This is a genomic window from Streptosporangium sp. NPDC002524, from assembly GCF_040295985.1.
In the GTDB taxonomy this organism is placed as follows: domain Bacteria; phylum Actinomycetota; class Actinomycetes; order Streptosporangiales; family Streptosporangiaceae; genus Streptosporangium.
This window is the reverse complement of the sequence record NZ_JBEOWK010000007.1, coordinates 404,238-425,506: the sequence shown is the minus strand read 5'-3', so window position 1 is coordinate 425,506 and position 21,269 is coordinate 404,238. Positions and strand designations below refer to the sequence as shown.

General features: G+C 70.9%; 21 protein-coding genes and 1 tRNA gene. 7 read left to right on the top strand and 15 right to left on the bottom strand.

The genetic code is table 11. The annotated features are described in order from the left end of the window. Nucleotides 1-124 precede the first annotated feature (124 nt). Nucleotides 125-949, top strand: coding sequence for a hypothetical protein (locus ABT053_RS15395; RefSeq protein WP_350969636.1), 825 nt, complete (start codon nt 125-127; stop codon nt 947-949). 50 nt (nt 950-999) lie between these two features. Here the strand turns inward: ABT053_RS15395 and ABT053_RS15390 are convergent, their stop codons facing one another. From ABT053_RS15390 to ABT053_RS15375, 4 genes are all read right to left on the bottom strand, one after another. After that, nucleotides 1,000-1,668 carry a hypothetical protein gene (locus tag ABT053_RS15390; RefSeq protein WP_350969635.1) on the bottom strand — a complete coding sequence of 223 codons (669 nt, stop codon included), beginning with the start codon at nt 1,666-1,668 and terminating at the stop codon, nt 1,000-1,002. Further along, nucleotides 1,661-2,926 (bottom strand): hypothetical protein, encoded by a 1,266-nt coding sequence (locus ABT053_RS15385; RefSeq protein ID WP_350969634.1) that lies wholly within the window; start codon nt 2,924-2,926, stop codon nt 1,661-1,663. Before ABT053_RS15385 ends, ABT053_RS15390 begins: the two co-directional genes overlap by 8 nt. Further along, nucleotides 2,923-3,669 (bottom strand): ATP-binding cassette domain-containing protein, encoded by a 747-nt coding sequence (locus tag ABT053_RS15380; protein ID WP_350969633.1) that lies wholly within the window; start codon nt 3,667-3,669, stop codon nt 2,923-2,925. The genes ABT053_RS15385 and ABT053_RS15380 overlap by 4 nt, the downstream gene beginning before the upstream one ends. Nucleotides 3,670-3,736: 67 nt before the next feature. Further along, nucleotides 3,737-4,078, bottom strand: a complete 342-nt coding sequence (locus ABT053_RS15375) for a hypothetical protein (RefSeq protein WP_350969632.1) — start codon at nt 4,076-4,078, stop codon at nt 3,737-3,739. Between the two features lie 710 nt (nt 4,079-4,788). Here ABT053_RS15375 and ABT053_RS15370 point away from each other — a divergent pair. After that, entirely contained in the window at nt 4,789-8,463 is a 3,675-nt protein-coding gene (locus ABT053_RS15370) for an nSTAND1 domain-containing NTPase (protein WP_350969631.1), read from the top strand. A 93-nt stretch (nt 8,464-8,556) separates the two neighbouring features. Here ABT053_RS15370 and ABT053_RS15365 read toward each other — a convergent pair. Next, nucleotides 8,557-8,633 (bottom strand) — tRNA-Lys (locus ABT053_RS15365). A 244-nt stretch (nt 8,634-8,877) separates the two neighbouring features. Here ABT053_RS15365 and ABT053_RS15360 point away from each other — a divergent pair. Further along, nucleotides 8,878-9,249: a PRC-barrel domain containing protein gene (locus ABT053_RS15360; protein WP_350969630.1), complete on the top strand. Its 372-nt coding sequence runs from the start codon at nt 8,878-8,880 to the stop codon at nt 9,247-9,249. A 180-nt stretch (nt 9,250-9,429) separates the two neighbouring features. Here the strand turns inward: ABT053_RS15360 and ABT053_RS15355 are convergent, their stop codons facing one another. Continuing rightward, complete coding sequence (locus ABT053_RS15355) at nt 9,430-10,029, bottom strand: nucleotidyltransferase family protein (protein ID WP_350969629.1); 600 nt, start codon at nt 10,027-10,029, stop codon at nt 9,430-9,432. A 66-nt stretch (nt 10,030-10,095) separates the two neighbouring features. On the opposite strand from ABT053_RS15355, the gene ABT053_RS15350 reads away from it, so the two are divergent. Then, a complete protein-coding gene (locus tag ABT053_RS15350; protein ID WP_350969628.1) occupies nt 10,096-10,605 on the top strand; it encodes a DUF6328 family protein in 510 nt (169 codons plus the stop codon). A gap of 25 nt (nt 10,606-10,630) precedes the next feature. Beyond that, the gene (locus tag ABT053_RS15345) at nt 10,631-10,780 is read left to right on the top strand and encodes a GPGG-motif small membrane protein (protein ID WP_184719841.1); all 150 of its coding nucleotides are present in this window, start codon (nt 10,631-10,633) and stop codon (nt 10,778-10,780) included. Nucleotides 10,781-11,368: 588 nt separating this feature from the next. Here ABT053_RS15345 and ABT053_RS15340 read toward each other — a convergent pair. Further along, nucleotides 11,369-12,082, bottom strand: coding sequence for a metallophosphoesterase family protein (locus tag ABT053_RS15340; protein WP_350969627.1), 714 nt, complete (start codon nt 12,080-12,082; stop codon nt 11,369-11,371). Then, on the bottom strand, nt 12,079-12,324 hold the full coding sequence (locus tag ABT053_RS15335; RefSeq protein WP_350969626.1) for a BON domain-containing protein: 246 nt from the start codon (nt 12,322-12,324) through the stop codon (nt 12,079-12,081). The genes ABT053_RS15340 and ABT053_RS15335 overlap by 4 nt, the downstream gene beginning before the upstream one ends. 145 nt (nt 12,325-12,469) lie before the next feature. Here ABT053_RS15335 and ABT053_RS15330 point away from each other — a divergent pair, with 145 nt between their 5' ends. Continuing rightward, on the top strand, nt 12,470-13,690 hold the full coding sequence (locus ABT053_RS15330; protein WP_502991767.1) for a glycosyltransferase: 1,221 nt from the start codon (nt 12,470-12,472) through the stop codon (nt 13,688-13,690). 381 nt (nt 13,691-14,071) lie between these two features. Here the strand turns inward: ABT053_RS15330 and ABT053_RS15325 are convergent, their stop codons facing one another. The 7 genes from ABT053_RS15325 to ABT053_RS15295 all read right to left on the bottom strand — a co-directional run bounded on the left by ABT053_RS15325 (nt 14,072) and on the right by ABT053_RS15295 (nt 19,798). After that, nucleotides 14,072-14,323, bottom strand: coding sequence for a DUF4235 domain-containing protein (locus tag ABT053_RS15325; RefSeq protein ID WP_350969624.1), 252 nt, complete (start codon nt 14,321-14,323; stop codon nt 14,072-14,074). A gap of 126 nt (nt 14,324-14,449) precedes the next feature. After that, nucleotides 14,450-14,719, bottom strand: coding sequence for a DUF6458 family protein (locus ABT053_RS15320; protein WP_350969623.1), 270 nt, complete (start codon nt 14,717-14,719; stop codon nt 14,450-14,452). A 334-nt stretch (nt 14,720-15,053) separates the two neighbouring features. Beyond that, on the bottom strand, nt 15,054-15,893 hold the full coding sequence (locus tag ABT053_RS15315; protein ID WP_350969622.1) for a MetQ/NlpA family ABC transporter substrate-binding protein: 840 nt from the start codon (nt 15,891-15,893) through the stop codon (nt 15,054-15,056). Between the two features lie 314 nt (nt 15,894-16,207). Beyond that, nucleotides 16,208-16,996, bottom strand: a complete 789-nt coding sequence (locus ABT053_RS15310; protein WP_350969621.1) for a DUF305 domain-containing protein — start codon at nt 16,994-16,996, stop codon at nt 16,208-16,210. A 131-nt stretch (nt 16,997-17,127) separates the two neighbouring features. Further along, nucleotides 17,128-18,003 carry a lytic polysaccharide monooxygenase auxiliary activity family 9 protein gene (locus ABT053_RS15305; protein ID WP_350969620.1) on the bottom strand — a complete coding sequence of 292 codons (876 nt, stop codon included), beginning with the start codon at nt 18,001-18,003 and terminating at the stop codon, nt 17,128-17,130. 120 nt (nt 18,004-18,123) lie between these two features. After that, a complete protein-coding gene (locus ABT053_RS15300) occupies nt 18,124-18,999 on the bottom strand; it encodes an NADP-dependent oxidoreductase (RefSeq protein WP_502991766.1) in 876 nt (291 codons plus the stop codon). A 244-nt stretch (nt 19,000-19,243) separates the two neighbouring features. Then, nucleotides 19,244-19,798 (bottom strand): CGNR zinc finger domain-containing protein, encoded by a 555-nt coding sequence (locus ABT053_RS15295; protein ID WP_350969618.1) that lies wholly within the window; start codon nt 19,796-19,798, stop codon nt 19,244-19,246. Nucleotides 19,799-19,892: 94 nt separating this feature from the next. Here ABT053_RS15295 and ABT053_RS15290 point away from each other — a divergent pair, with 94 nt between their 5' ends. Further along, nucleotides 19,893-21,215: an MFS transporter gene (locus ABT053_RS15290; protein WP_350969617.1), complete on the top strand. Its 1,323-nt coding sequence runs from the start codon at nt 19,893-19,895 to the stop codon at nt 21,213-21,215. Nucleotides 21,216-21,269: the final 54 nt, after the last annotated feature.

The following is a 21,269-nucleotide window of genomic DNA, read 5'->3' as shown; positions in this document are numbered from 1 at the left end:
TTCTCGTCCCGACCGGCGAGCACCCCCGCACTGAATCCCCGTACAGATCGGGCTTTTGGTGTCAACCGAACCCCCTCCCCCACCGTCTCCCCTTATGCCCCATCTGTCGTAAGCAGGAGGCCACGTGCGCGTCCGCTCGGTTCTCTCACTCTCCGTCCTGGCCGGGGGCCTGGTCCTCTGGCACCCTCTCCCCTCCTCGGCGGGGCAGGGCTCGGCCGTCGCGGCCGACGTCGTGGAGTACGAGTGCACCACCGACGGCGCGACCGAGAAGCAGACCATCCAGATCAACGTCGAGATGACGGTGCCCACCACCGCCACCGCGGGACAGCAGTTCACGATCGGCTGGCGCGGCACCTACACCGGCACCGGGCTGACGGCGCCCGCCGCGGGACTGCCCGAGGGCACCAAGCTGTACGCGTACGCCTCCATCAGCAACCTCCCCGGGCTGACCTCCGCCACCGGGGTGGGCACCCTCGACACGGTCGGCGCGGGGGAGACCATCCCGCTGCCGGCGGCCCAGATCGCGCTCGCGACCACCTCGAACAACCCGGGCACCGCGGCGGTACGGCCCGCCGCCGTCAACTTCGGGACCCTGCCCACCAATCCGCTGATCGAGTGCGAGTCCCTGAACAAGGACGCCCTGACGACCTATCCCCTCACCGTCACCGCGGGCGGCCAGGCGACCGACCCCGCCCCGACGGACACGGCCACGGATCCCGTCAGCCCGCCCCCGGACGACGAGGACACCGAGACGCCCGAGACTCCGCAGGACACGAACGGCGGGATCGACGAGACACCGGCCGGAGGAGCCGACACCGGAGGCGGCGGCGAGAGCGGCCCCGACGGGCGGGCCCTGGTGCTCACCGGCTCCCTGGTCACCCTCGGCGCCGTCTCCGGACTGCTGTGGCGGCGCCGCGGCGCCAGGATGGCCGTCGGCCGGCGAGCCTGAGCACGCCGGGGGCGATCCGTTCCGGGACCCCGGCCATCGCGGCGGGCACCTCACGCTCTCCCGCCGGTCAGGCGCGCCGCTCTCCACGACGTGGCCGAGGCGGCCGTCACGCCGCCGAGGAGCAGGCAGAGGCTGAGCAGCAGGCTCGGCACGTCGTCGTGCGGCCGGGCGCTGAACTCCCACCACTCGTGGTGACCGCCGTCACCGGTGCTCCCCCAGTACACCAGGACGCACAGGGCTCCGGCGGGAAGCACCCAGGCGAGCCGCCAGCCGAGGAACCGTCCGGAGACGAGCGCCAGACCGAGCCAGCCCGGCAGCGACCGCAGGATAATCCCCGCGACCGGGAGGTCCAGGGCCGATGCGGCGACGGCCAGGTAGGCACCGGCGCAGGCGAGGGAGAGGCAGAGGAGGTAGCGGCGCTCCGCCCGCCGGTGGACGTCGGTCCCGACCTCCTCCAGCCCCCGCAGGGCACTGTGCAGGCCGAGGGCGGGCAGCGTGCCGACGCCCATGGTCAGCAGCCTCCACATCGGCAGCGTCGCGTCGCCGTCCCCCGACGCGGTCGGCACCGGAGCCTCGTACCGCCCCGCCCACGCGGTGAGCACTCCGAGCAGGACGGCCAGCGCGAACGCCACCCACGCCCGGCGGGCCAGGGCGAACGTCCGCGACGGCCGGAACGAGTGGTCCTCGATGCCACCGCGGGCGATGACGAGGCTATCCACAGTACGTGGCCTTCACGCGGTCAAGCTGTTGCCGGGTCCATTCAAGCTGTCTCCGCGGGGACATCTCCGTGAAAGCCGCCGACGCCACGGACCACGCCTCCTGCATGCCCTGGGAGACGTCACTCGTCCGGTATTCGGGAGTGCTGCTCTCCGCCAGATAGAATTCCAGCCATTTACGAAGGGTCTCCGGGCCGAAATCCTCCGCCTTTCTGATGGAGTCCCAGTCACACGACTTCAGCGTCTGCGCGATGACCGCGTTGGACAGGTCGAGCGCCAGGCCCCACTTGCTGCCGGCCGGGATCCGGAAATCTCCCTCAAGCTGGCTGAACACCTCTCCGCCGCGACTGACCCGCTGCCGTTTCAGCCCGTATTCGTGCAACCGCTCAGGAAGGCGCCAGAACGCCGGCAGGGTCGACAGCCTTCCGTCGAGCGCCTCGACCACCGGGACGTGCCTCGAATCCTCCGGCCACAGGCACATCTCGACCTCACCGGCGACGCACAACGGGTTCTCCGGGATGTGCCGGTCCGACACCCCGGTGGTCGTCATCGTCGCGATGACGGCGGCGGCGGCGCCCGTCACGGGAAAGACCAGTCCTTTCCAGTTCGGCCTCCTTCGCATCGGTCTCCGAGGAGCCCACACGATCGCCGCGAGGAACACCGCCGCGAACACGAACCGGACCAGCAGTGCCTCCGTGTCCGGTTGTCTCCACGCCGGCCCGTTCACCACGCCGAGATCCACGGTTTCCCCGGGAAACGCCCGGAACGCGAACCAGCTCAGCAACGCGATGAGCGCCGAGTACGCCGGATCGAAATATCTGCCGAGTGCCCACCCCCAGGCCACCGCGAGCAGCATCACCACCGTCCCCATCAGGACGTATCCGAACCACAGCTGAATTCCAGCCGGGAAGGTGCGGGCGGTGAACGCGAAACCCACCGCCGCGGCGATCAGATAGGGAACGAGGAGCAGGACGGTCGTGGCCCCCAGCCGGTAGGCCTCGGCCCTGGCGGCGGGGACGGCCGCCGCCGCCGTCTGCTCGTCGAGGCCGTGGCGGGAACTCGACCCGGACATCCACGCCGCCGCTCCCGCCGCGACGACGCTCAGGAAGAACGCGGACAGCTGGACGGCGGCGCCCGTCTCGGGCCAGCTCCCCACCCAGCTTCCCGGCTGCGAGAGCAGGATCGCGAGCGGCAGCGCCACCAGCGGGAGCAGGATCCACCGGAGCGGCGAGGTGCGCAGGTGCAGTCGTAGCGCGGTCACAGCCGCTGCTCCTCCCCCGGGAGGAGGTTCATGTAGGCGCGCTCCAGGTTCGTGTCCCCGGGAAGGTCGTCGCGGCCCAGAGCCGCCAGTTCCGCGGTGGTGCCGGTGAACTTCGGCGTACCGTCGTGCAGCACGATGACCTGGTCGCAGATGGCGTCGATGTCCTCGATGAGGTGGGTGCTCAACACTACGACCGACTGCCGGAGCCCGGAAACGATCTTCCGGAACTGGAGGCGCTGCCGCGGGTCGAGGCCCACCGTCGGCTCGTCCAGGAGGACGAGCGAGGGCTGTCCGACGATCGCCCACGCGATGCCCGCGCGTTGACGCATGCCGCCGGACAGTCTCCTCATCTTGGTCCGGCGATGCTCCACGAGATCGACCTGCGCCAGGGCGAGGTCGGCGGCACTGTCCCACCGTTCCGCCGGCATGCCCCGCATCCAGGCGGCGTAGCGCACGAAGTCGGCGACCCTCATTCCCGGGTCGCAGCCGAACTTCTGCGGAAGGTAGCCGATCCTCCGGCGGGCGTGGCGGGCGGCGTGCTCCCCGTCGACGACGGTGTCGTCGAGGACCACCTTTCCCTCCCTCGGCGGCATGATGGTCGCCATCGTGCGGAGAAGGGTGGTCTTGCCCGCGCCATTGGGACCGAGGAGACCCACGACGCCCGGCGCGAGTTCCATGTCGAACCGGTCGATGACACGCGTCTTCCCGTAGCCCTGTGAAATTCCCATCAGCTTCAGACTCACGAAATCCCCATTCACGCGAAGTGGGGCGCGGCCTCGACCGCGCCCCACCGGCTAACTGTTACCGGAATTAGCCGCCGTACGTGGTGCGGACGTTGATGACCTGGAACGCGCAGTCCGGGCCGTCGACGGAGGTGGCGTTCCCCTTCGCGCGGTTCCGTGACACGTTCTTGTCGGCCGAGCCGGTGCAGTCACCCGTGGAGTAGTACCAGCCGGCCTGGCTCGCTCCGCCCGCTCCGCAGTTCTGGTTCCAGTCCGTGTTGAAGTAGACGCCGTAGCAGTTGTTGACGGTGTTTCCGGTGCCCCCCGCGGAGGCGATCCCGGAGTTGACGCCGAACATCGCCACGGTGCCGAGCGCGGCGACCGTGAAGGCCTTCGTGAGAACAGCCACGCTCTTCGTCCTACTGAACATGAATCATCCTTCTGGTGAGATCAGGTGTGATGTGCGCTGGCGCGTTTTCCCCGGTCGTTGCCGCCCTGCCTGGCGAGTACTTCGTGCGGGACCGGGGAGATGAGCGGTTTTCCGTGCCTCCCTACGAGAACGTCGGTTGATCACCGACCAGGCGGCCGACATCAAGGTACGCAGACCCCGGGTTGTCCAGCACCGGCCCGGCACGCAGGACAAACAACCGAATTCTCCGGACAACGGCCCGGATCGACGGAGCCTGGCCGATGTCGCCCGCGCCGCCTTTCCTCGCCGCCCGCCGGAGGAAATCCGTTTCCGTCCGCCACCGGGAGACCCTGAAGGCGCGCACGGGCCCGCTGCCTGCTCCATCGGTCCCGCGGAAATCCTTCGACCGGTCCCGCGGAGATCCTTCGACGCCCGAAACGACGAATCGGCTGCCCCGAACGAAGCCGCCGTGTTCTCCGTCTCGTCACGCCACGGCGGCCGGGAGCGTGCCGCCCCCGTCCCCGGCCGCCGTGACCCGCGAGAAGGTTGTCCAGCACCGATGGGCCCACTGGACAAACCGTCACGCCCGGCGATGGAGCGCGGTGGACGGCCCCGCCTTTACGGACATCGGGGCGACCGGCCCGCCAGGTGGGCGTTTGACATCGTCCGCGGCTACCGCTTGGAATGATCTACGGGGTTTCGTAACAGTCTTGAAACAACGGGGTGAGGTTGTGGGACGGCCGGAACGTGCGCTGGATCCAGAGAACGATCCTCTTCACCGGTTCGCCGCCGAGCTGCGGGAGCTGCGGGTCGGCGCGGGAAAGCCGAGCTATCGGGAGTTGTCCAGGCGCACGCATTTCTCGGTGACGGCTCTGTCCGAGGCGGCCGGTGGCGGCACGCTGCCGAGCCTGCCGGTCACGCTCGCCTACGTGGAGGCGTGCGGCGGCGATCCCGAGGAGTGGGGCAAGCGGTGGCGGACGCTGGTGGAGGAGCTCTCCCTCGCCGCACCTGCCTCGGACGAGGAAAGAACGCCTCCCTACCTCGGCCTGGCGACCTACGGACCGGAGGACGCGTCGAGGTTCTTCGGGCGCGAGCGGCTGGTGCGCCAGGTGTGCGACAGGCTCCTCGACTCGCCCTTTCTGGCGATCTTCGGCCCGTCGGGGGCGGGAAAGTCGTCGCTGATGCGCGCGGGAGTGCTCCCGGCGATCGAGGCGGGGGCCGTCGAGGGGAGCCAGGACTGGCTGGTGGCCCTGCTCACGCCCGGCCATCGTCCGGTACAGGAACTGGCGAACCACCTGGGCAACGCCTGCGACGTCGCGGCGGACTCGGTGCACCGAGCGCTGAGCAGCCATCCGGAGGCCGTCGGACTCCTGCTGAGCCGGTTGTCGGCCGACCGGCCGGCCGGCCGGCATGTGGTCATCGTGGTCGACCAGTTCGAGGAGGTCTTCACCCACTGCCAGGACGAGCACGAACGCGCCTGCTTCATCGCCGCCCTGATGTGCGCCTCGCGCCACGCCCGCACCCATGTCGTCCTGGGCATACGCGCCGACTTCTACACGCGCTGCGCCGATTACCCCGAGCTGGTGGCGGCCCTGCAGGACCGTCAACTGCTGATCGGTCCCATGGAGGAGGACGACCTGCGCAGCGTGGTGACCGGTCCGGCCGGGCGGATGGAGATGAAGGCCGAGCCGGAGCTGGTGGAACTGGTGGTGGACGAGGCACGCGGCCAGGTGGGGGCGCTGTCGCTGGTCTCGCACGCGTTGCTGGAGACCTGGCGCCGCCGCCGCGGCTCGTCGCTGACGGTGGCCGGTTACCGGGCGGCGGGCGGGGTGCGCCGGGCCATCGCCCAGTCCGCCGAACGGGTGTACGGCGGGCTGGACGCCGATGAGCGCGAGACGGCGAGACGGATGTTCCTGCGGATGATCGTCCCGGGCGACGGCACGGAGGACTGCCGGCGGCGGGCGCCGCGCGCGGAGCTGGCCGGGGAGGGAGACGGATCCGCGGCCGGGGTGCTGGACACGCTGATCACGGCACGCCTGGTCACCGCCGACGAGGACAGCGTGACCATCGCGCACGAGGCGCTGATCCGCGGCTGGCCGCGATTGCGCTCGTGGCTGGAGGAGGACCGCGAACTGCTCCAGGCGCACCGGAGACTGACCGAGGCCGCGGCCGAATGGGACCAGCACCACCGCGACCAGACGTTCCTGTACCTCGGTGTGCGCCTGGCGAGATGGGACGACATCCCGGCGGACGGGCTGAACGACCTCGAACGCGCCTTCCTGGACGCGGGCCGCAGGCGAAGGGCTTCCAGGACGGCGAGCCGGCGCAGGCGGGCCCGGGTGCTGCTGGCCGGCCTCGTCTCGGTGATCGTCGTGGTGAGCGGACTGGCCGGCGTGGCCGCCGTACAGGCCGACCAGGCCCAGGAGCAGCGAGACGTGGCGCTCTCTCGACAGCTCGCGGCCGAGGCGCGCGCCGAGCTGGAGCTGAACCCCGGGCGCGGGCTGGGACTCGCGCGACGGGCGTACGGGCTGTGGCCGACGGTCGAGGCGGAGTCGGTCCTGCGGCAGGGCGTCGTCGAAGACCACCTCCTGGCGACGTCACCCGGGCTGGGGCGGGCGACGGGCGTGGCCTTCAGCCCGGACGGCACCCGCCTGGCCGCCGGTTCGACCGACGGTCTCGTCCGGGTGTGGCCGTGGGTCTCGGACGGCCTGTCCACCGGACCGCCGGTCGTGCTTCGCGGGCACCGTGGCCAGGCGTTGAGCCCGAAGTTCAGCCCGGACGGGCGACGGCTGGCGGTCCCGGGGACCGACGAGACGATCCGGATCTGGGACCTGTACCGCGACGCCGCGCCCGTCGTGCTCTCCGGGCACGAGGGCCCGGTGTGGAACGCCGCGTTCAGCCCCGACGGACGACGCCTGGCCAGTGCCGGGAGCGACGGCACGATCCGCGTCTGGAACTCCGACGGCACGGGCGCCCCACAGGTCCTCCGCGAACACGAGGGGCAGATCACGGCGGTGGCGTTCAGCCCTGACGGGCGCGTGCTGGCCAGCGCCGGCCATGACGCGACCGTACGCCTGTGGGACCTGAGGGGACGGGGCGAGCCCCGGGTACTGCGGGGGCACACGGCGGCGGTGAAGAACGTGGCGTTCAGCCCGGACGGGCGGCTGCTCGCCAGCGTGAGCATCGACGGCACGGCACGCGTGTGGCAGGCCGAGGGCGACATGCCGCCCGTCGTGCTGCACGGGCACGAGGGCTCGGTGGAGGGATTGGCCTTCAGCCACGACGGGCACCGGCTGGCCACCACGAGCGACGACTCCACGATCCGCGTCTGGTCCCCCGGCGGCAGCGGGGATCCGCTCGTACTGCGCGGCCACGAGAGGGTCGTGTGGGGCGCGGCGTTCAGCTCCGACGGCACCAGGCTGGTGTCCGCGGGTGACGACGGGACGCTACGCCTCTGGGACCCCAGGGGCGTGGGTCTTGTCTCGATGCTGCGCGGCCACGAGAAGGAGGTGTGGGGGGTGGCGTTCGACCCCGGTGGCCGTCGGGTGTTCACCGGTGGGGCGGACGGCACCGTGCGGAGCTGGGACTGGACGGCCGGCACGCACCGGGTGCTGAACCGGCACGACGGCCGGGTGGCGGGTCTGACCGTGAGCCGCGACGGGCGGCGCGTGGCCGGTGCCGACACGGACGGCACGATACAGGTCACCGACACGGACGGCGGCGCGAAGCCCGTGGTGCTGCGCGGCCACAAGGGCGCGGCGTGGAAAGCCGCGTTCAGCCCGGACGGCCGGTGGCTGGCCAGCGCAGGCCGTGACGGCACGCTGCGCGTCTGGGACCTGACCGGCGCGAAACCGCCGCTGGTACGGCGGGCGGACCCCGTCCAGATCCGCTATGTCGCCTTCAGCCCCAACGGGCGCCAGGTGGCGACCGGCGGGCAGGACGGCACCGTACGGGTATGGGACGCCCACCGCGACCTGCCCCCGCTGATCCTGCGCGGTCACCAGGGTCTCGTCTGGGCGGTCGCGTACAGTGCCGACGGGCGGCGCCTGGCCAGCGCGGGCACCGACGGCACCGTCAGGATCCGGCCCGCCTCCGGCCAGGGCGTTCCCCTGGTGTTGCGCGGCCACCAGAGCATGGTGTGGTCCGTCGCCTTCAGCCCCGACGGGCGATGGGTGGCGGGTACGGGACACGACGGGACGGTCCGGATCTGGCGCACCGACGTGGCCGCGCCTCCCGTGACGGTGGGCGGCTTCGCCACCACCGCGGAGAGCGTCGAGTTCTCCCGTGACGGAAAGCTGCTGGCCACCGCGCACGGGGACGGCACCGTTCGCCTGTCGCGCTGTACGGCCTGTGAACCGATCGGCGACCTGCTCGCCCGCGTCGACCGGAGGCTCGCCGGAAAATGACGCCGCCGCCCGCCGGGGAGCGGCCGAACAAGGTCAAAAATGCGCCAAAGGGGTCCGGAAGCCAAAAAACCGCAGGTCGGAGACCTGCGGTCATGGTGCGCCGCCAGGGACTCGAACCCCGGACCCGCTGATTAAGAGTCAGCTGCTCTAACCAACTGAGCTAGCGGCGCTTGACTTCGACAAGCTTACCGGACCCGGAACCGTGGTCCGTACATGAGCGGATATATGGCGCTAAAGATCACCTGACGGTGAGGCCCGCCCCGGCGGGGCGGGTGAAACCCCGCGACGACCTGGGGAAACGAAGGCGGGCGGGCGGTGTTCCATCGCCGTTGACTTGGGGAAATGCCGTTTAGGGCTCCTCGCTCGGGTACGTGATCGGAGCCCGGAGTATCAAGTCAAGGGAGATGTTCGACCATGCAACCTGAGCTCTGGAACTATCGAGCCGACGTGTACGACCAGGACAGGACGCTCGACGTCGCCGGGTACCACGTCGAGGCCACCGACGGGAAGATCGGCTCCATCGACGAGGCGACCTACGAGGTCGGCGAGAGCTACCTCGTCGTCGACACGGGCCCGTGGATCTTCGGCAAGAAGGTCCTCCTGCCGGCGAGCACGGTGACGCAGATCGACCCGCAGGAGAAGAAGGTCTACGTCGCGCGCACCAAGCAGGAGATCAAGGACGCCCCCGAGTTCGACGAGACGAATTTCAAGGAGCCCGGGTACCGCGACCGCGTCGGCGAGTACTACGGCCGCTTCCCCTTCGGCGGCGGCCCCGGCACCTTCTGACCGGAAAGCTCCAGGTACGGAGCCTCCAGGCCTGGAGGCTCCGGGCCCGGCACCTTCGAGCCCGGGATCTTCAGGCTCGAAGACTTCAAGACTTCGGGCCCGGGACACCGGGCGAGACGACGAGAGGGGCCCCGCCGAAAGGATGGCGGGGCCCCTCCGCGTTCGCGGGACGACGGTGGCTCACGGCCAGGTCGGGTCGCCCGAGGGGTCGATGGGGCCGGGGATGACGTCAAGGCGCTGGAGGAGGATGAGAAAGGTGGAGGCGTAGGGGGAGTCCTGGACGACGGCGGCGACGCGGTCCCAGTCGACCTGCTCGCGCAGGGCGCGGACCTGCGGCAGCAGGGAGCCGTAGTCGCAGCTGTGCTCGGAGAGCGGAAGCAACCACGAGATGACCAGGTCGGTGGCCTCCAGGACGGGCAGGATCACCGCCGAGGCCTTCATCGGCTCCGCCCGCTTCAGCAGCTCGGGGGTGACCGGGTGGTCGCAGATCGAGAAGATCAGATCCACCAGCCGTCCCTCGTCGAAGGCCTTGACCAGCCAGTCCTCCGGCGGCTGCCTGGACGTCTCGAACCCCAGCTTGCCCAGCGCCTCCAGCGCGAGCGGCACGTCCTCCTGGGGGAGGACGAAGTCGACGTCGTGGAGCGAGGGGGCGGCTCCGCGCGCGTAGGCGGCACAGCCTCCGGCGAGCGCGAATCTGACGTCCGCGTCCTTCAGCCCACTGCTCGCTCGCTTCAGCGTTTCAAGAATCGCGTCGGTGACCTCGTGACTGTGGCTTCCCATAGCCCACGCGTACCCCGTAGCTTCCCAGGTAGGCATGCCAAACCTTTCCTTGGGTAAACGGAGCGCATGATTCAGCCTGAACACGTACAAAAAGAACATCCCGAGCCTGGAGAGACACGCAAGGAACGCGTTGACCGCGAGCTCGGTGAGTTGTTACAGGGGTTGCGCGTCGCGGTCACCGGCGTGCAGGTGCTGTTCGCCTTCCTGTTCACCCTGCCGTTCGCGGCGGGGTTCAACAAGGTCGACACCCTGGGGCACTGGCTGTTCTTCATCGCACTGCTGAGCGCGGGCGTCGCGTCCATCTGCTTCATCACCCCCGCCGCCCAGCACCGCCTGCTGTTCAGGACCGGGCTGAAGGAGAAGATGCTCCACCGCTCCAACACGCTCGGGATCGCGGGGCTCGCCGGACTGGCGGTCGCGATGACGAGTTCGGTCGCGCTCGTCGCGGAAACGGTGCTCAACGCCTGGCCCGCGGCGGTGTTCGCCGCGGTCGTGGCCCTGCTGAGCGCCTGGCTGTGGTTCGTCCAGCCGATCGTTGATCTGTACAGAACCAAGGATGATGAAGATGTTAAGTAGTGAATTGTGAGGGCAGAGGCCGGTTATGGCTACCTTGCTTTGGATCATCGCAGTCGTCCTCGTCATCTCCGGGATCTACGTCATCCTGGCCCGTCGCGACCTGCTCTGGGGGATCGTCCTGATCGTCCTCGGCTTCCTCGTGGGCCCCGGGGGTGTGAGCATCTTCAATGTGTGACGCGAGCCTCGCGCTCGCCGCAGCACATGATCGGTGCGAGCCCAGCGCTCGCACACCGCCCAGGTGCGGGCCACACGACCCGCACACAGTTCCGTACGGCCTGATGTCCGTACGCCGTCCGGTGCGGGCCTGACAGGGCCGGCACATCTTCGGCGCGAGCCCCACGCTCGCGAAGAATCGCAAAAAACGTAAGAAGCACGTAAGCGCCCCGAACTCCCACAGAAGCCTCGCGGGCCGGGTATCCCCCGGCCCGCTTCTTCATGTCCGGGGCCTGTCCGAGGCGGCTTCGGGCCCACGTCCCAGGCCGGTTCGAGGAGGTTCGGGACGCGTACGAGGCCGGTAAGAGGCGTGTAGGAGGGGTGTACGAGACCGGCCGCGGTCCCTCCTCGGGCGGGACTCCGTGTCACCGGACTCCCGCCGTCGGATTCGCCCACCGGACCCGCCTACCGGACCCGCCCGTCAGAGCCGCGCGTCGGATTCACGTACCGGATTCACGTACCGGATTCACGTGCCGGATCCGGCGCGCGGATCCGGCACGTCATCCGGCGCGTCGCGAGGCCGCGTATCAGAGGACCGTCAGAGGATCCGTCAGAGCAGATACACGCCGTACGCCCGGCCCAGCACCGGCAGCGCCACGTTGCGCACCCGGATGCCGCCCGGCGTGACGCCCTTCTCCGTACCGGCGTGGGCGTGACCGTGGATGATCAGGTCGGCGCCCTCGGCGTCGACCGCCTCGGCCAGCAGGTAGCTGCCCAGGAAGGGATAGATCTCCAGCGGCTCCCCGGCGAGGGTGTCCTTGACCGGCGAGTAGTGGGAGAGCACGACCGTGCGGTCGGCCTGCAGCTCCTTCAGCGCCACCCGCCAGCGGTCGGCGATCCGCTTGGTGTGCCCGACGAACGCCTTGATCTCCGGCTCGCCGAAGTCGCTGGCGCACTTGCCCGCGTACCCCCCGCCGAAGCCCTTGCCGCCGACCACCCCGAGCCGCACCTCGTCGACGTCGAGCACCGTCGCGTCGTCGTGCAGGACCTCGATCCCGGTGTCGCGCAGCAGGGCGGCGATCTCGGCGGGCTGGTCGGAGTGGTGGTCGTGGTTGCCGAGCACGGCCACCACCGGGATCGGCAGGTCGCGGAACTCGTCCGCCACCACCCGCGCCTCCTCCATGGTGCCGTGCCGGGTGAGGTCCCCGGCGAGCAGCAGGACGTCGGCCTTCTCCCCGATGTCGTGGAGGTGCCCGCGATAGCTCCCCCGGCGGCTCTCGTCCAGGTGTACGTCCCCGACCGCCGCGATCCGCACGTCTTTCACAGCCTCTCCTCCCCCACCGGGTCCCGTACGTCCACGATGTCTATCTCGTTGTGGACGTCCAGCCCGGGGGCCGCCTCGCCTGCGACTTCGGCGATCAGCTCGCTGCGGTCGGTGCTGACGACCTGGCCGCGCAGGTAGAGCTGATCACCCCGGATGTCGACCCGGATGCCGAGTTCCGTGGTTCTCTCGTCCTCGGCGAGCGCGCGTTGCACGCGCGCCGCGACGTACTGGGGAGCCTCCATCGCCGAACTCCTTTCCGTCCAAAACTGCTCGCCTTCCCGTGAATCCCAAGGTCAAACACGTTTAAAGATCCCTGCCAGGGCAGGGTAGGCCGGTATGCCCAGGACGCAGGCACGCCTGCCCCGTACGCCCGGTGGAGACGTGTCCATGAAGATCGCAATGGTGTCAGAGCATGCGAGTCCCCTCGCCACCGTCGGCGGAGCCGACGCCGGGGGCCAGAACGTCCACGTCGCCGCACTCTCCCTCGCGCTCGCCGCGCGCGGGCACGAGGTGACCGTCTACACCCGCAGGGAATGCCCCTCACAGCCTGAGGAGACCCCTTTCGCCCCCGGCGTCACCGTGGTCCACGTCCCCGCCGGACCCGCCATGACCCTCTGCAAGGACGACCTGCTCCCCTGGATCCCCGACTTCGGCCGGTGGCTCGCCAGGCGGTGGCGCGACGCGCCGCCCGACATGGTCCACAGCCACTTCTGGATGAGCGGCCTGGCCGCCCTGGCCGCCGCGAGGGACGCCGCCGTCCCCATCGTGCACACCTTCCACGCCCTCGGCACGGTCAAGCGCCGCCACCAGGGCCCGGCCGACTCCAGCCCGCCCGAGCGCCTCAGGATCGAGGCGATGGTCGCCTCCCAGGTGGACGCGGTCGTGGCGACCTGCGCCGACGAGGTGGCGGAACTGCGCAGGATGCGGGTTCCGCGGAGCCGGACGAGGGTCGTCCCCTGCGGCGTCGACGTGCGCTCCTTCACCCCCTCCGGCCCGAAGAGGGACCTCGGCCCGGGGCCCGTCCTGCTCGCCATCGGCCGTCCCGTCCGCCGCAAGGGCGTGGACACCACGATCCACGCCCTCTCCCGCATTCCCGGCGCCACCCTGGTCGTCGCCGGGGGCGACCTGGACGACCCGGAGGCGGGCCGGCTCTCGCGCGTGGCCGCCAGGTGCGGTGTGGCGGACCGCGTCAGGTTCCTCGGGCGGGTGGACAGGGAGGGCGTCCCCACCCTGATGCGCTCGGCGGACGTCGTGGTCAGCATGCCCTGGTACGAACCGTTCGGCATCGTGCCCCTGGAGGCCATGGCCTGCGGGGTGCCGGTGGTGGCGTCCGCGGTGGGCGGGCATCTGGACACCGTCGTCCCCGAGGTCACCGGCCTGCTCGTCCCGCCGCGCGAGCCGCACGCGCTGGGCGGCGCGCTGCGCCGGTTGCTCTCCGCGCCGTCCCTGCTGGCGGCGTACGGGGCGGCGGCCGCCGCGCGGGCGCGCTCCCGCTACGACTGGCACCGGATCGCCGCCCAGACGTCCGCCGTGTACGCGGAGGTGCTCTCCTCCCGCGTCCCGGCGCGGCGGGCGGCCGACGCCCAGCCCTGTCCCGGAGCCGCCTGACGGCTCCCTTTCTCCCGCCCCGGGCCTCCGGGGCGGGAGACCCGCTCCCCGAAAGCCGTTGGGCCGGAGACCCGCTCCCTCGGAAGCCGTCGGGCGGGAGACCCGCTTCCCCGGAAACCGTCGGACGGGAGACCCGCTCTCCCGGAAGCCGTCGGGCGGGAGACCCGCTGCCCCGGAAACCGTCGGACGGGAGACCCGCTGCCCCGAAAGCCGTTCCAAGGTCTTGGGAACCCGCGCTCCGGCACGGCTTCCGGGACCGCGGAGGTTCCGGGACCCGTACCCCTGGACGGCCCCGGACGCGCGAAGGCCCCCGTCCCGTGAACGGGATCGGGGGCCTTCGGCGCGAGGCCGCTCACCGGTGACGGCGGCGGCCTCGCGGGGTCACTTTCCGGTGGCTCTGTGGATGCTCCTGGCCGCGGAACGGTCGATCGCGGCCTTGACCACGCCGAAGATCGCGCCCTGGATGGCCGACGCCACGAGGATCTCTCCCCAGCCGTACTCGTCCGACGTCGCCTGGGGCGCGTCGTCCTTGCCCGACGCGATCTTCCAGACCTGCTTGAAGATGACACCGGCGATCGCGCCACCGAGCATTCCGCTCACGGCGCTCGCGCCGCGGGATACGACTCTGCTCACGTCCTGCCCTCCGTTCGCGTTCACTGAAACGGCACGCCTACCCGCGAGGACCGGTTCCTAACGGATCCGGGGCGGCGGGCGGTACCCGTCGAGATCGCTGCTCTCCTGCGGGAGAGGTCCGCGCGATCACACCGCCGGGGGGTCGTTGTAGCGGCGCTCCTGGTAGGTGCGGCGCTGGGTGACCGGGTCCTCGATCACCGTGGTGGCCGTGGAGTCCGGCACCACCGCCCGGCGGGCGAGGCTGAGCCGGTACACGGCGAACAGGAGCCACGCGAGACCGCCGATCATCAGGATGACACCGACGATGTTGATGTCGAATCCGGCGATGTCGAATTCGACCGCCCACGTGAGAATGGCGCCGAGCATAATGAGAACGATGCCGCCTGCGATGGTCATGGGATCTCCTCCTTCGAGCCAACGCACCCCCATCTATCCCCCGTGCGGATCTCAAACGTCACCCGGCGGACGTAGATGCGGACCACGGCCTCCCGTGCGTCGTCACAGGCCCGCCGGCCCCGGAAAAGCCGTCGGCCGCGCCCTCCGCGAGACGTGCGGGGGACGCGGCCGGGGCGTCACGGACGGATCACCGGGCGGGCCGTCGTACGGGCGCCGGACGAGCGTCGTACAGGCGTCGGACGAGCCCTCGCACGGGCTCGACCGGGCCGTCGTACGGGGCTCGACCGGGCCGCCGTCCGAGCGTCATACGGGCTCGTACGGGCCGCCGGGCGAGTCACTCGGCGGGCAGGACCGCGCCCTTGTAGGTGTCCTCGATGAACTTCTTCACCTCGGGGCCGGTGAGGATCTCGGCGAGCTTCTTCACGCGCGGGTCCTCCACCTTGGCCGGGACGGTGACCAGGCCGTTGGCGTACGGGTTGCCCTCGCCCTTCTCCAGGATCAGGGAGTCGGTCGCGGGCTGCAGCCCGGCCTCCAGGGCGTAGTTGCCGTTGACGATCGCGGCGTCCACGTCCTCCAGGGAGCGGGGCAGCTGGGCCGCCTCAAGGGGCTTGAACTCCAGTGCCTTGGGGTTGTCCGCGACGTCGCGCTCGGTGGCCTTGACGCCGACGCCCTCCTTGAGGGTGATCACGCCGTTGTCGGCGAGGAGCTTGAGCGAGCGGCCGAGGTTGCTCGCGTCGTTGGGCAGCGCCACCTGGGCGCCCTGGGCGAGCTCGGAGACGTTCTTGATCTTCTTCGAGTACAGGCCGAGCGGCTCGATGTGCACCGGGACGACCCAGCTGAGCTTGATGTCCTTGCCCTTGGAGAACTCCTCCAGGTACGGGATGTGCTGGAAGTAGTTCGCGTCCAGGTTGCCCTCGTCGAGCTGGGTGTTGGGCTGGACGTAGTCGGTGAACTCGACGATCTCCAGGTTCAGCCCGGCCTTGGCGGCGAGGTTGTCCTTGACGTACTTGAGCACCTCGCCGTGGGGCACGGGGTTCACCCCGACCTTGAGCGGGGCGTCGGCCTTCGGCGTGTCGGCGGCGCCGGGCTGGGCCGTGTCGGTGGACGTCCCCCCGCACGCGGCCAGGGTTCCGGCCAGGATCAAACCGGCCACGACCCCAAAGATCTTGCGCATGACTCTCCCTTAATTCCCCTTATATCAAGTAGGAAATATATCTCACATAAGGGAGTGTAAGGACAAATCTTCACTGGTCCCCGCAGGTCCGCACCGGTCCCCGCAGGTCCACGTGGGTCAGACACCGGTCCGCACGGGCCCGGCACCGGTCCACGTGGACCCGGCATCGGTACGCGCAGGTCCGGCACCGGTCCACGTGGGTCCGCGCCGATCCCCGCAGGTACGCACCAATCCGCGTGGGTCCGCGCCGGTCCCCACGCCCGCACCGGTACGCGGGGGCCCGCGCCGGTCCGTGTGGGCCCGGCACCGGCTCCTTACTGGCCGCGCAGGGCCAGCATCTGCGCGATCTGCGCCGCACGTGAGACGTCGACGCGCTTCGCCATCTTCGTGACCTCGGGGTGCAGCCCGGTCGCGACCTCCACCTTGGCCATCTGGGTGGCGTCGTCCTGCTGGGCGATCAGCATGTCGAGGAACCTCCGCTCGAACTCGGCCGGCGGGGCGGCGGTCAGCGCGGCCATCTCCTCCTCGCTCACCCCCGGCATCCCGCCGTGGGCGGCGTGCTCGTCGTCCTTCGCGGTCGCGGGCTGTCCCCAGGCGTTCAGCAGGGCGGACATCGCCACGGACTCGCGTTCCTGGGTCACGCCGATCGCCTCGGCGAGTTCCTTGACCTCGGGGCGGACCGGCCGCTCGCGCACGAGCCGCACCAGCCGTACCCCCTGGGTGTTGTGGGGCACCATCATCTGCAGGAACATCACGTCGGGGGGGTTGAAGGCGACTCCCGCTGCGGTCCCCATCGGCGGAGCGGGCGAGGGGGTGGGCAGTCCCGCGCCGGCGCCGTGCGCCGAGTGGTCGGAACCGTGGCCGCCCTGCCCCGAGCCCTCTTCCGGAGCCTGTCCCGAGGCGCCGTGCGCGCCGTGATCGGTGCTCCGGGCGGAGGCGGACGGCGACGTCGCCTGGACGGGGGCACCGGAGGCATCGGAGGCACTGTGCGCCCCGTGACCGGCCGGACCCCCGCGGAGTTCCTGGATGCTGTCGGCACCGCAGCCGGAGAGCAGGAGGATTCCCAGGGCGACCGCCGGGACCACCGGAACCGCACGCTTCATGACGAACTCCTCGATTCTCAGGAGGTTCTCGGGAGCTTCCCGGAAGGTTCTCGGAAGGTTCTCGGAAGGTTCTCGGGAGACCAGGGGCCCGGCCGGGGTGGCGGCGGCCACCCCGGCCGGATCTCACCGGGTCAGAGACGTCGCCACAGGGCCGCGACGTTCGGCGGCTCCCAGCCGGCCAGCGCGGTGTGCGCCTGCAGGCACTGGTAGGTCGCGCCGCCGTAGGTCACCGTGGCGCCCACCGCGTAGGCGGTGCCCGCCCGCCAGGTGCCGCCCGGCTGGGACGTCGGCGTCGGGGTCGGCGTCGGGGTCGGGGTGGGCCTCACCGTCGGAGTCACCGTCGGGGTGGGGGTCGGCTGGGGGTTGGGGTTGCCACCGCCGAAGTTCACGTCGGAACAGGTGTAGAAGGCCTCCGTGCTGCCCACGATGCGCTGCCAGATCGAGAAGATGAGCTGGCGGCCGCTCCGCTGCGGGAGGTTGATCGTCCAGTTGGTGAACTGGGTGGGGTTCTGGTTGTTGAACGTCCTGATGTGCTCCAGGTCCGACCAGCGCAGCGGCTGGCTGGGGTTCCAGCTCTGCTTGGTGATGTAGAACTCGAAGTTGCTGTTCGCGTGGGGCGCGGTCGCGTGGTAGGTGACCGTGAGCGGCCCCGGGGAGACCGAGGTGGCGGGCCAGTCGGTCCTGGCGAGGTTGAGGCCGCGATACTTGTCACGCCCGGCACCGCACAGCTGGCCGTCGGGGATGATCTGGCGGTGGTTGCCGCCGGCCTCCAGCCGGGACACCTCGTGCCAGTCGTAGAACGCCTGGGTGCCCCCCGCCGCGACGGCGGCCTTGCACGCCTCCGACTTGGGGGTCTCCGGGCCTTCGTTCTTGCAGACGTACGCCCGGCTGGGCGGGTTCGACATGGACCCGTGGGCGACCGCCGCGGTGGACGGCAGCAGGGCGAACAGTGACCCTACGCTGATCGCGGCGGCGGTACCGGTGGCCAGCTTGTGTCGCAGATGCACGTGGACTCCTCCTGGAGCGATAAATGGGAGGCAGGACTGTCCAACGAGCCGACGGATAGCACGTTATTAACAAGAAACCTTACTAAGAATTCCGGTCATATGACCAGCGATACGGCCATATCAGTCCATGACCAGCACGACCTTGCCCCGTCCGTGCCCGGTGGCGACCTCGCGGTGGGCGTCCGCGGCCCGCTCCAGGGGGTAGGTCCGGCGCACCGGGAAGACGAGGTCGCCCTCGGCGTACAGGGCGGCGAGCTCGGCGAGGCGGGACGCCAGCCGCACCCCCTGGGTCCGCTGTATCCCCAGCTCGGCGACCTTGCCGTGCTCGACGAGCGTCAGGACGCGCTCGGCCTTCACCAGTTCCAGGGAGACCTCCAGCGCCTCGCCGCCCGCGCCGTCCAGGACGAGGTCCACCCCGCCGGGGGTGAGGGCGCGCACCCGCTCCAGCAGGCCCTCGCCGTACGTGACGGGGATCGCGCCGAGCTCGCGCAGGTAGTCGTGGTTCTCCTCGCGGGCCGTGCCGATCACCGTGGCCGCGCCCCAGAGCCGGGCGAGCTGGACCGCCGCGGTGCCGACCGCGCCCGCGGCGGCGTGGACCAGGACCGTGTCGCCCTCCCCCACCCCGAGCTGCCGCAGCGCGATGTGGGCGGTCTGGGTACCCGCGGTGAAACCGCCCGCCACGTCCCAGGGCATGTTCGCGGGCTTGGGGGTGACGTTCTCCGCGGGCACGACCACGTACTCGGCGTAGGAGTTCAGCAGGTCGAACCCCAGGACCTCGGCACCGGCGGAGATCCCGTCCACGGTCCCGTCCACCCCCGCGCCCACCTGGTCGACCACCCCGGCGAACTCGTTGCCCGGCACGCGCGGCAGCTCACCGTCGATCCCCTCGGGGGTCCACCCCGCCCGGATCGCCAGGTCGAACGGCTGCACGCCCGCGGCCTTGATCCGCACCCGCACCTGCCCCTCGCCCGCCTCGGGCGTCGGAAGCTCCGTCACCCGCAACACCTCGGGCCCGCCGAACTCGAAAAACGCAGCTGCCTTCACGGGATTCCCCTTCACTCGTGTACGCCACGCTCGTGTACGCCTCGCGTGTGTACGCCACGCTTGTGTAAGCCGCAGCCCAGCCTGCGGCCTCAAGCGCGGTTGAGGTCAACCCACGCGCCCGTCGTACGGCGCCGGAGCGCGGCGGGGAGCGCCGCAGGGGGCGCTGCGGGGAGTGCGGGAAGCGCCGCGGGAGGCCTCAGGACGACGTACGGGCCGCGTAGTGGCGTCGCGCCTTGTCGCGGCTGCCGCAGGTGGCCATGCTGCACCACCTGCGGCGGCCGTTCTTGCTGGTGTCGAGGAACAGCCACTGGCACGACGGGCACGCGTGGATCCGCTCCAGCGGCCCGCGGGCGAGCAGGTCGACGGCCGAGGCGGCGACCTCCCCGAGCAGGGTCTCGACGGTTCGCGGGGCGGGCCACACGAAGCGGAAGCGGCCGTCGTCGTGCTCGAACCGGGCGTGGGCGAGGCCGTCGGCGTACGCGGTCGTGAGGGCGTCGAGATCGGCGCGCGGCGGGTCGTCCCCATCGGTCAGCGGCCGGAACACCCGGAACACCGTCTCGCGCAGGTCGCGGGCAGCGGGCAGGGCGGCGGCGAGGCTCGTCCGCCGCTCGATCGGGCGGCCGGCCGCGCGCGCCCAGGTCACCGCTTCGTCAGGGGTGGCCAGCCAGTCGCGCCGGGCGACCGGACGGCTGTTGACCGTGTTGGCGAAGTCCAGGCACAGGGCGTTGCCGACCAGTTCGACGTCGATCATCCACCCATTGTCTCACCGATCAAATGCGTTTGACAGGTAAGACGGGCTCCAGCACGCTATGACCATTCAAAGGGTGTTGAAAGGTGAGAATGGCATGCGCGTCCTCCCCGTCTCGCTGGGCCGGTCGTTCAACGGGCTGTGGTTCGGCACCGGCACCGCCAACCTGGGCGACGGCATGGTGCTGTTCGCGTTCCCGTTGCTCGCCCTCGCGGCCGGCGCCTCACCCGGCGGGGTCGCGGCCGTGACGACGGCGCTCACGCTGGCCTGGCCGGTCTTCGGGCTGCACGCCGGCTGGATCGTGGACCGCGTCGACCGCCGGCTGCTGCTGGGCGGCGTCAACCTCGTCCGGGCGCTGATGCTGGCCGGCCTCACCGCCGGTCACCTCGCCGGCGCGCTCTCACTCCCGGTGATCCTGGTCGCCGCGGTGCTGCTCGGCGTGGCGGAGACGCTCGCCGACACGGCGCTGACCTCGACCGTCCCCATGCTCGTCGAGCCCGCCGGCCGCAACAGGGCGAACGCGCGGATCGAGGCGACCATCAACGTCACCAACCAGCTGGCCGGACCACCCCTCGCGGGCCTGCTGGCCGGTCTCACCCTGGCCCTGGCCACCGGCACCGGCGCGGTCCTCTACGTCCTGGCGGTCGCCGGGCTCGCCGTGATGACGCTCCGCCCCACGCGGGCGGAAACACGACCCGCCGTGATGGCCCCCCTCCGCACACCGGCGGAAACACAGCCCGCCATGACGACGCCCGGCCCCACGCCCGCGGAAACGCGGCCCGCCGTGAGCGGTGAGGTGGTCGCCGGGTTCCGCTTCCTGTGGCGGCAGCCGGTGGTGCGGACGCTCACCCTCTTCACCGCCGCGATGAACGTGGTCTGGGCGGTCCCGACGGCACTGCTGGTCGTGCACGCCGTCAGCCCCGGCCCGCTCGGTCTCACCGCGGCCCAGTACGGCCTGCTGATGACGGCGATGGCCGTCGGCGGGCTGCTCGCGTCGGCGGTGGTCGAGCCGCTGCGCCGCCGGTTCGGGGTGACCACCCTGCTCGTCGCCGACGCCGTCGGCACCGTCCTGCTGGTGGCGCCCGTCGCCCTGAACGCGAACGCGTGGGTGGTGTCCGCGGGCATGGTGATCGCCGGTGCGGGTTCGAGCGTCTGGCGGATCCTCGTGGCCACCCTCCGGCAGAACCTGACACCGCCCGACCTGCTGGGCCGCGTCTACGCCGCGTCGCGGGTGATCAGCTGGGGCGTCATCCCGGCCGGTGCCGCGCTGGCCGGTGCCGGGGCCGAGGTGTGGGACGTACGGACGGTGTTCGCCGTCGCCACCGGGCTCGCGCTCGTCACCCTGGCCGCCTTCGTGTCGTTCGCCCTGCGCACCGACCTGTCGGCGGACGTCCAGCCTGCCGCGGGCCGCCTCGCCTGAGCGGGGCATCGCCCCGTCGCGGCCACCACGCCCGCCGGTGTCGTGCCGGTCCGC

Excerpts from the sequence above, each read along its gene's own strand:
- ABT053_RS15295 (WP_350969618.1), bottom strand. The coding sequence starts at position 19,798 with ATGATCGACGTCGAACTGGTCGGCAACGCCCTGTGCCTGGACTTCGCC.
- ABT053_RS15350 (WP_350969628.1), top strand. The coding sequence starts at position 10,096 with ATGATTCAGCCTGAACACGTACAAAAAGAACATCCCGAGCCTGGAGAG.
- ABT053_RS15310 (WP_350969621.1), bottom strand. The coding sequence starts at position 16,996 with ATGAAGCGTGCGGTTCCGGTGGTCCCGGCGGTCGCCCTGGGAATCCTC.
- ABT053_RS15345 (WP_184719841.1), top strand. The coding sequence starts at position 10,631 with ATGGCTACCTTGCTTTGGATCATCGCAGTCGTCCTCGTCATCTCCGGG.
- ABT053_RS15355 (WP_350969629.1), bottom strand. The coding sequence starts at position 10,029 with ATGGGAAGCCACAGTCACGAGGTCACCGACGCGATTCTTGAAACGCTG.
- ABT053_RS15315 (WP_350969622.1), bottom strand. The coding sequence starts at position 15,893 with ATGCGCAAGATCTTTGGGGTCGTGGCCGGTTTGATCCTGGCCGGAACC.
- ABT053_RS15360 (WP_350969630.1), top strand. The coding sequence starts at position 8,878 with ATGCAACCTGAGCTCTGGAACTATCGAGCCGACGTGTACGACCAGGAC.
- ABT053_RS15330 (WP_502991767.1), top strand. The coding sequence starts at position 12,470 with ATGAAGATCGCAATGGTGTCAGAGCATGCGAGTCCCCTCGCCACCGTC.
- ABT053_RS15290 (WP_350969617.1), top strand. The coding sequence starts at position 19,893 with ATGCGCGTCCTCCCCGTCTCGCTGGGCCGGTCGTTCAACGGGCTGTGG.
- ABT053_RS15375 (WP_350969632.1), bottom strand. The coding sequence starts at position 4,078 with ATGTTCAGTAGGACGAAGAGCGTGGCTGTTCTCACGAAGGCCTTCACG.
- ABT053_RS15320 (WP_350969623.1), bottom strand. The coding sequence starts at position 14,719 with ATGACCATCGCAGGCGGCATCGTTCTCATTATGCTCGGCGCCATTCTC.
- ABT053_RS15335 (WP_350969626.1), bottom strand. The coding sequence starts at position 12,324 with ATGGAGGCTCCCCAGTACGTCGCGGCGCGCGTGCAACGCGCGCTCGCC.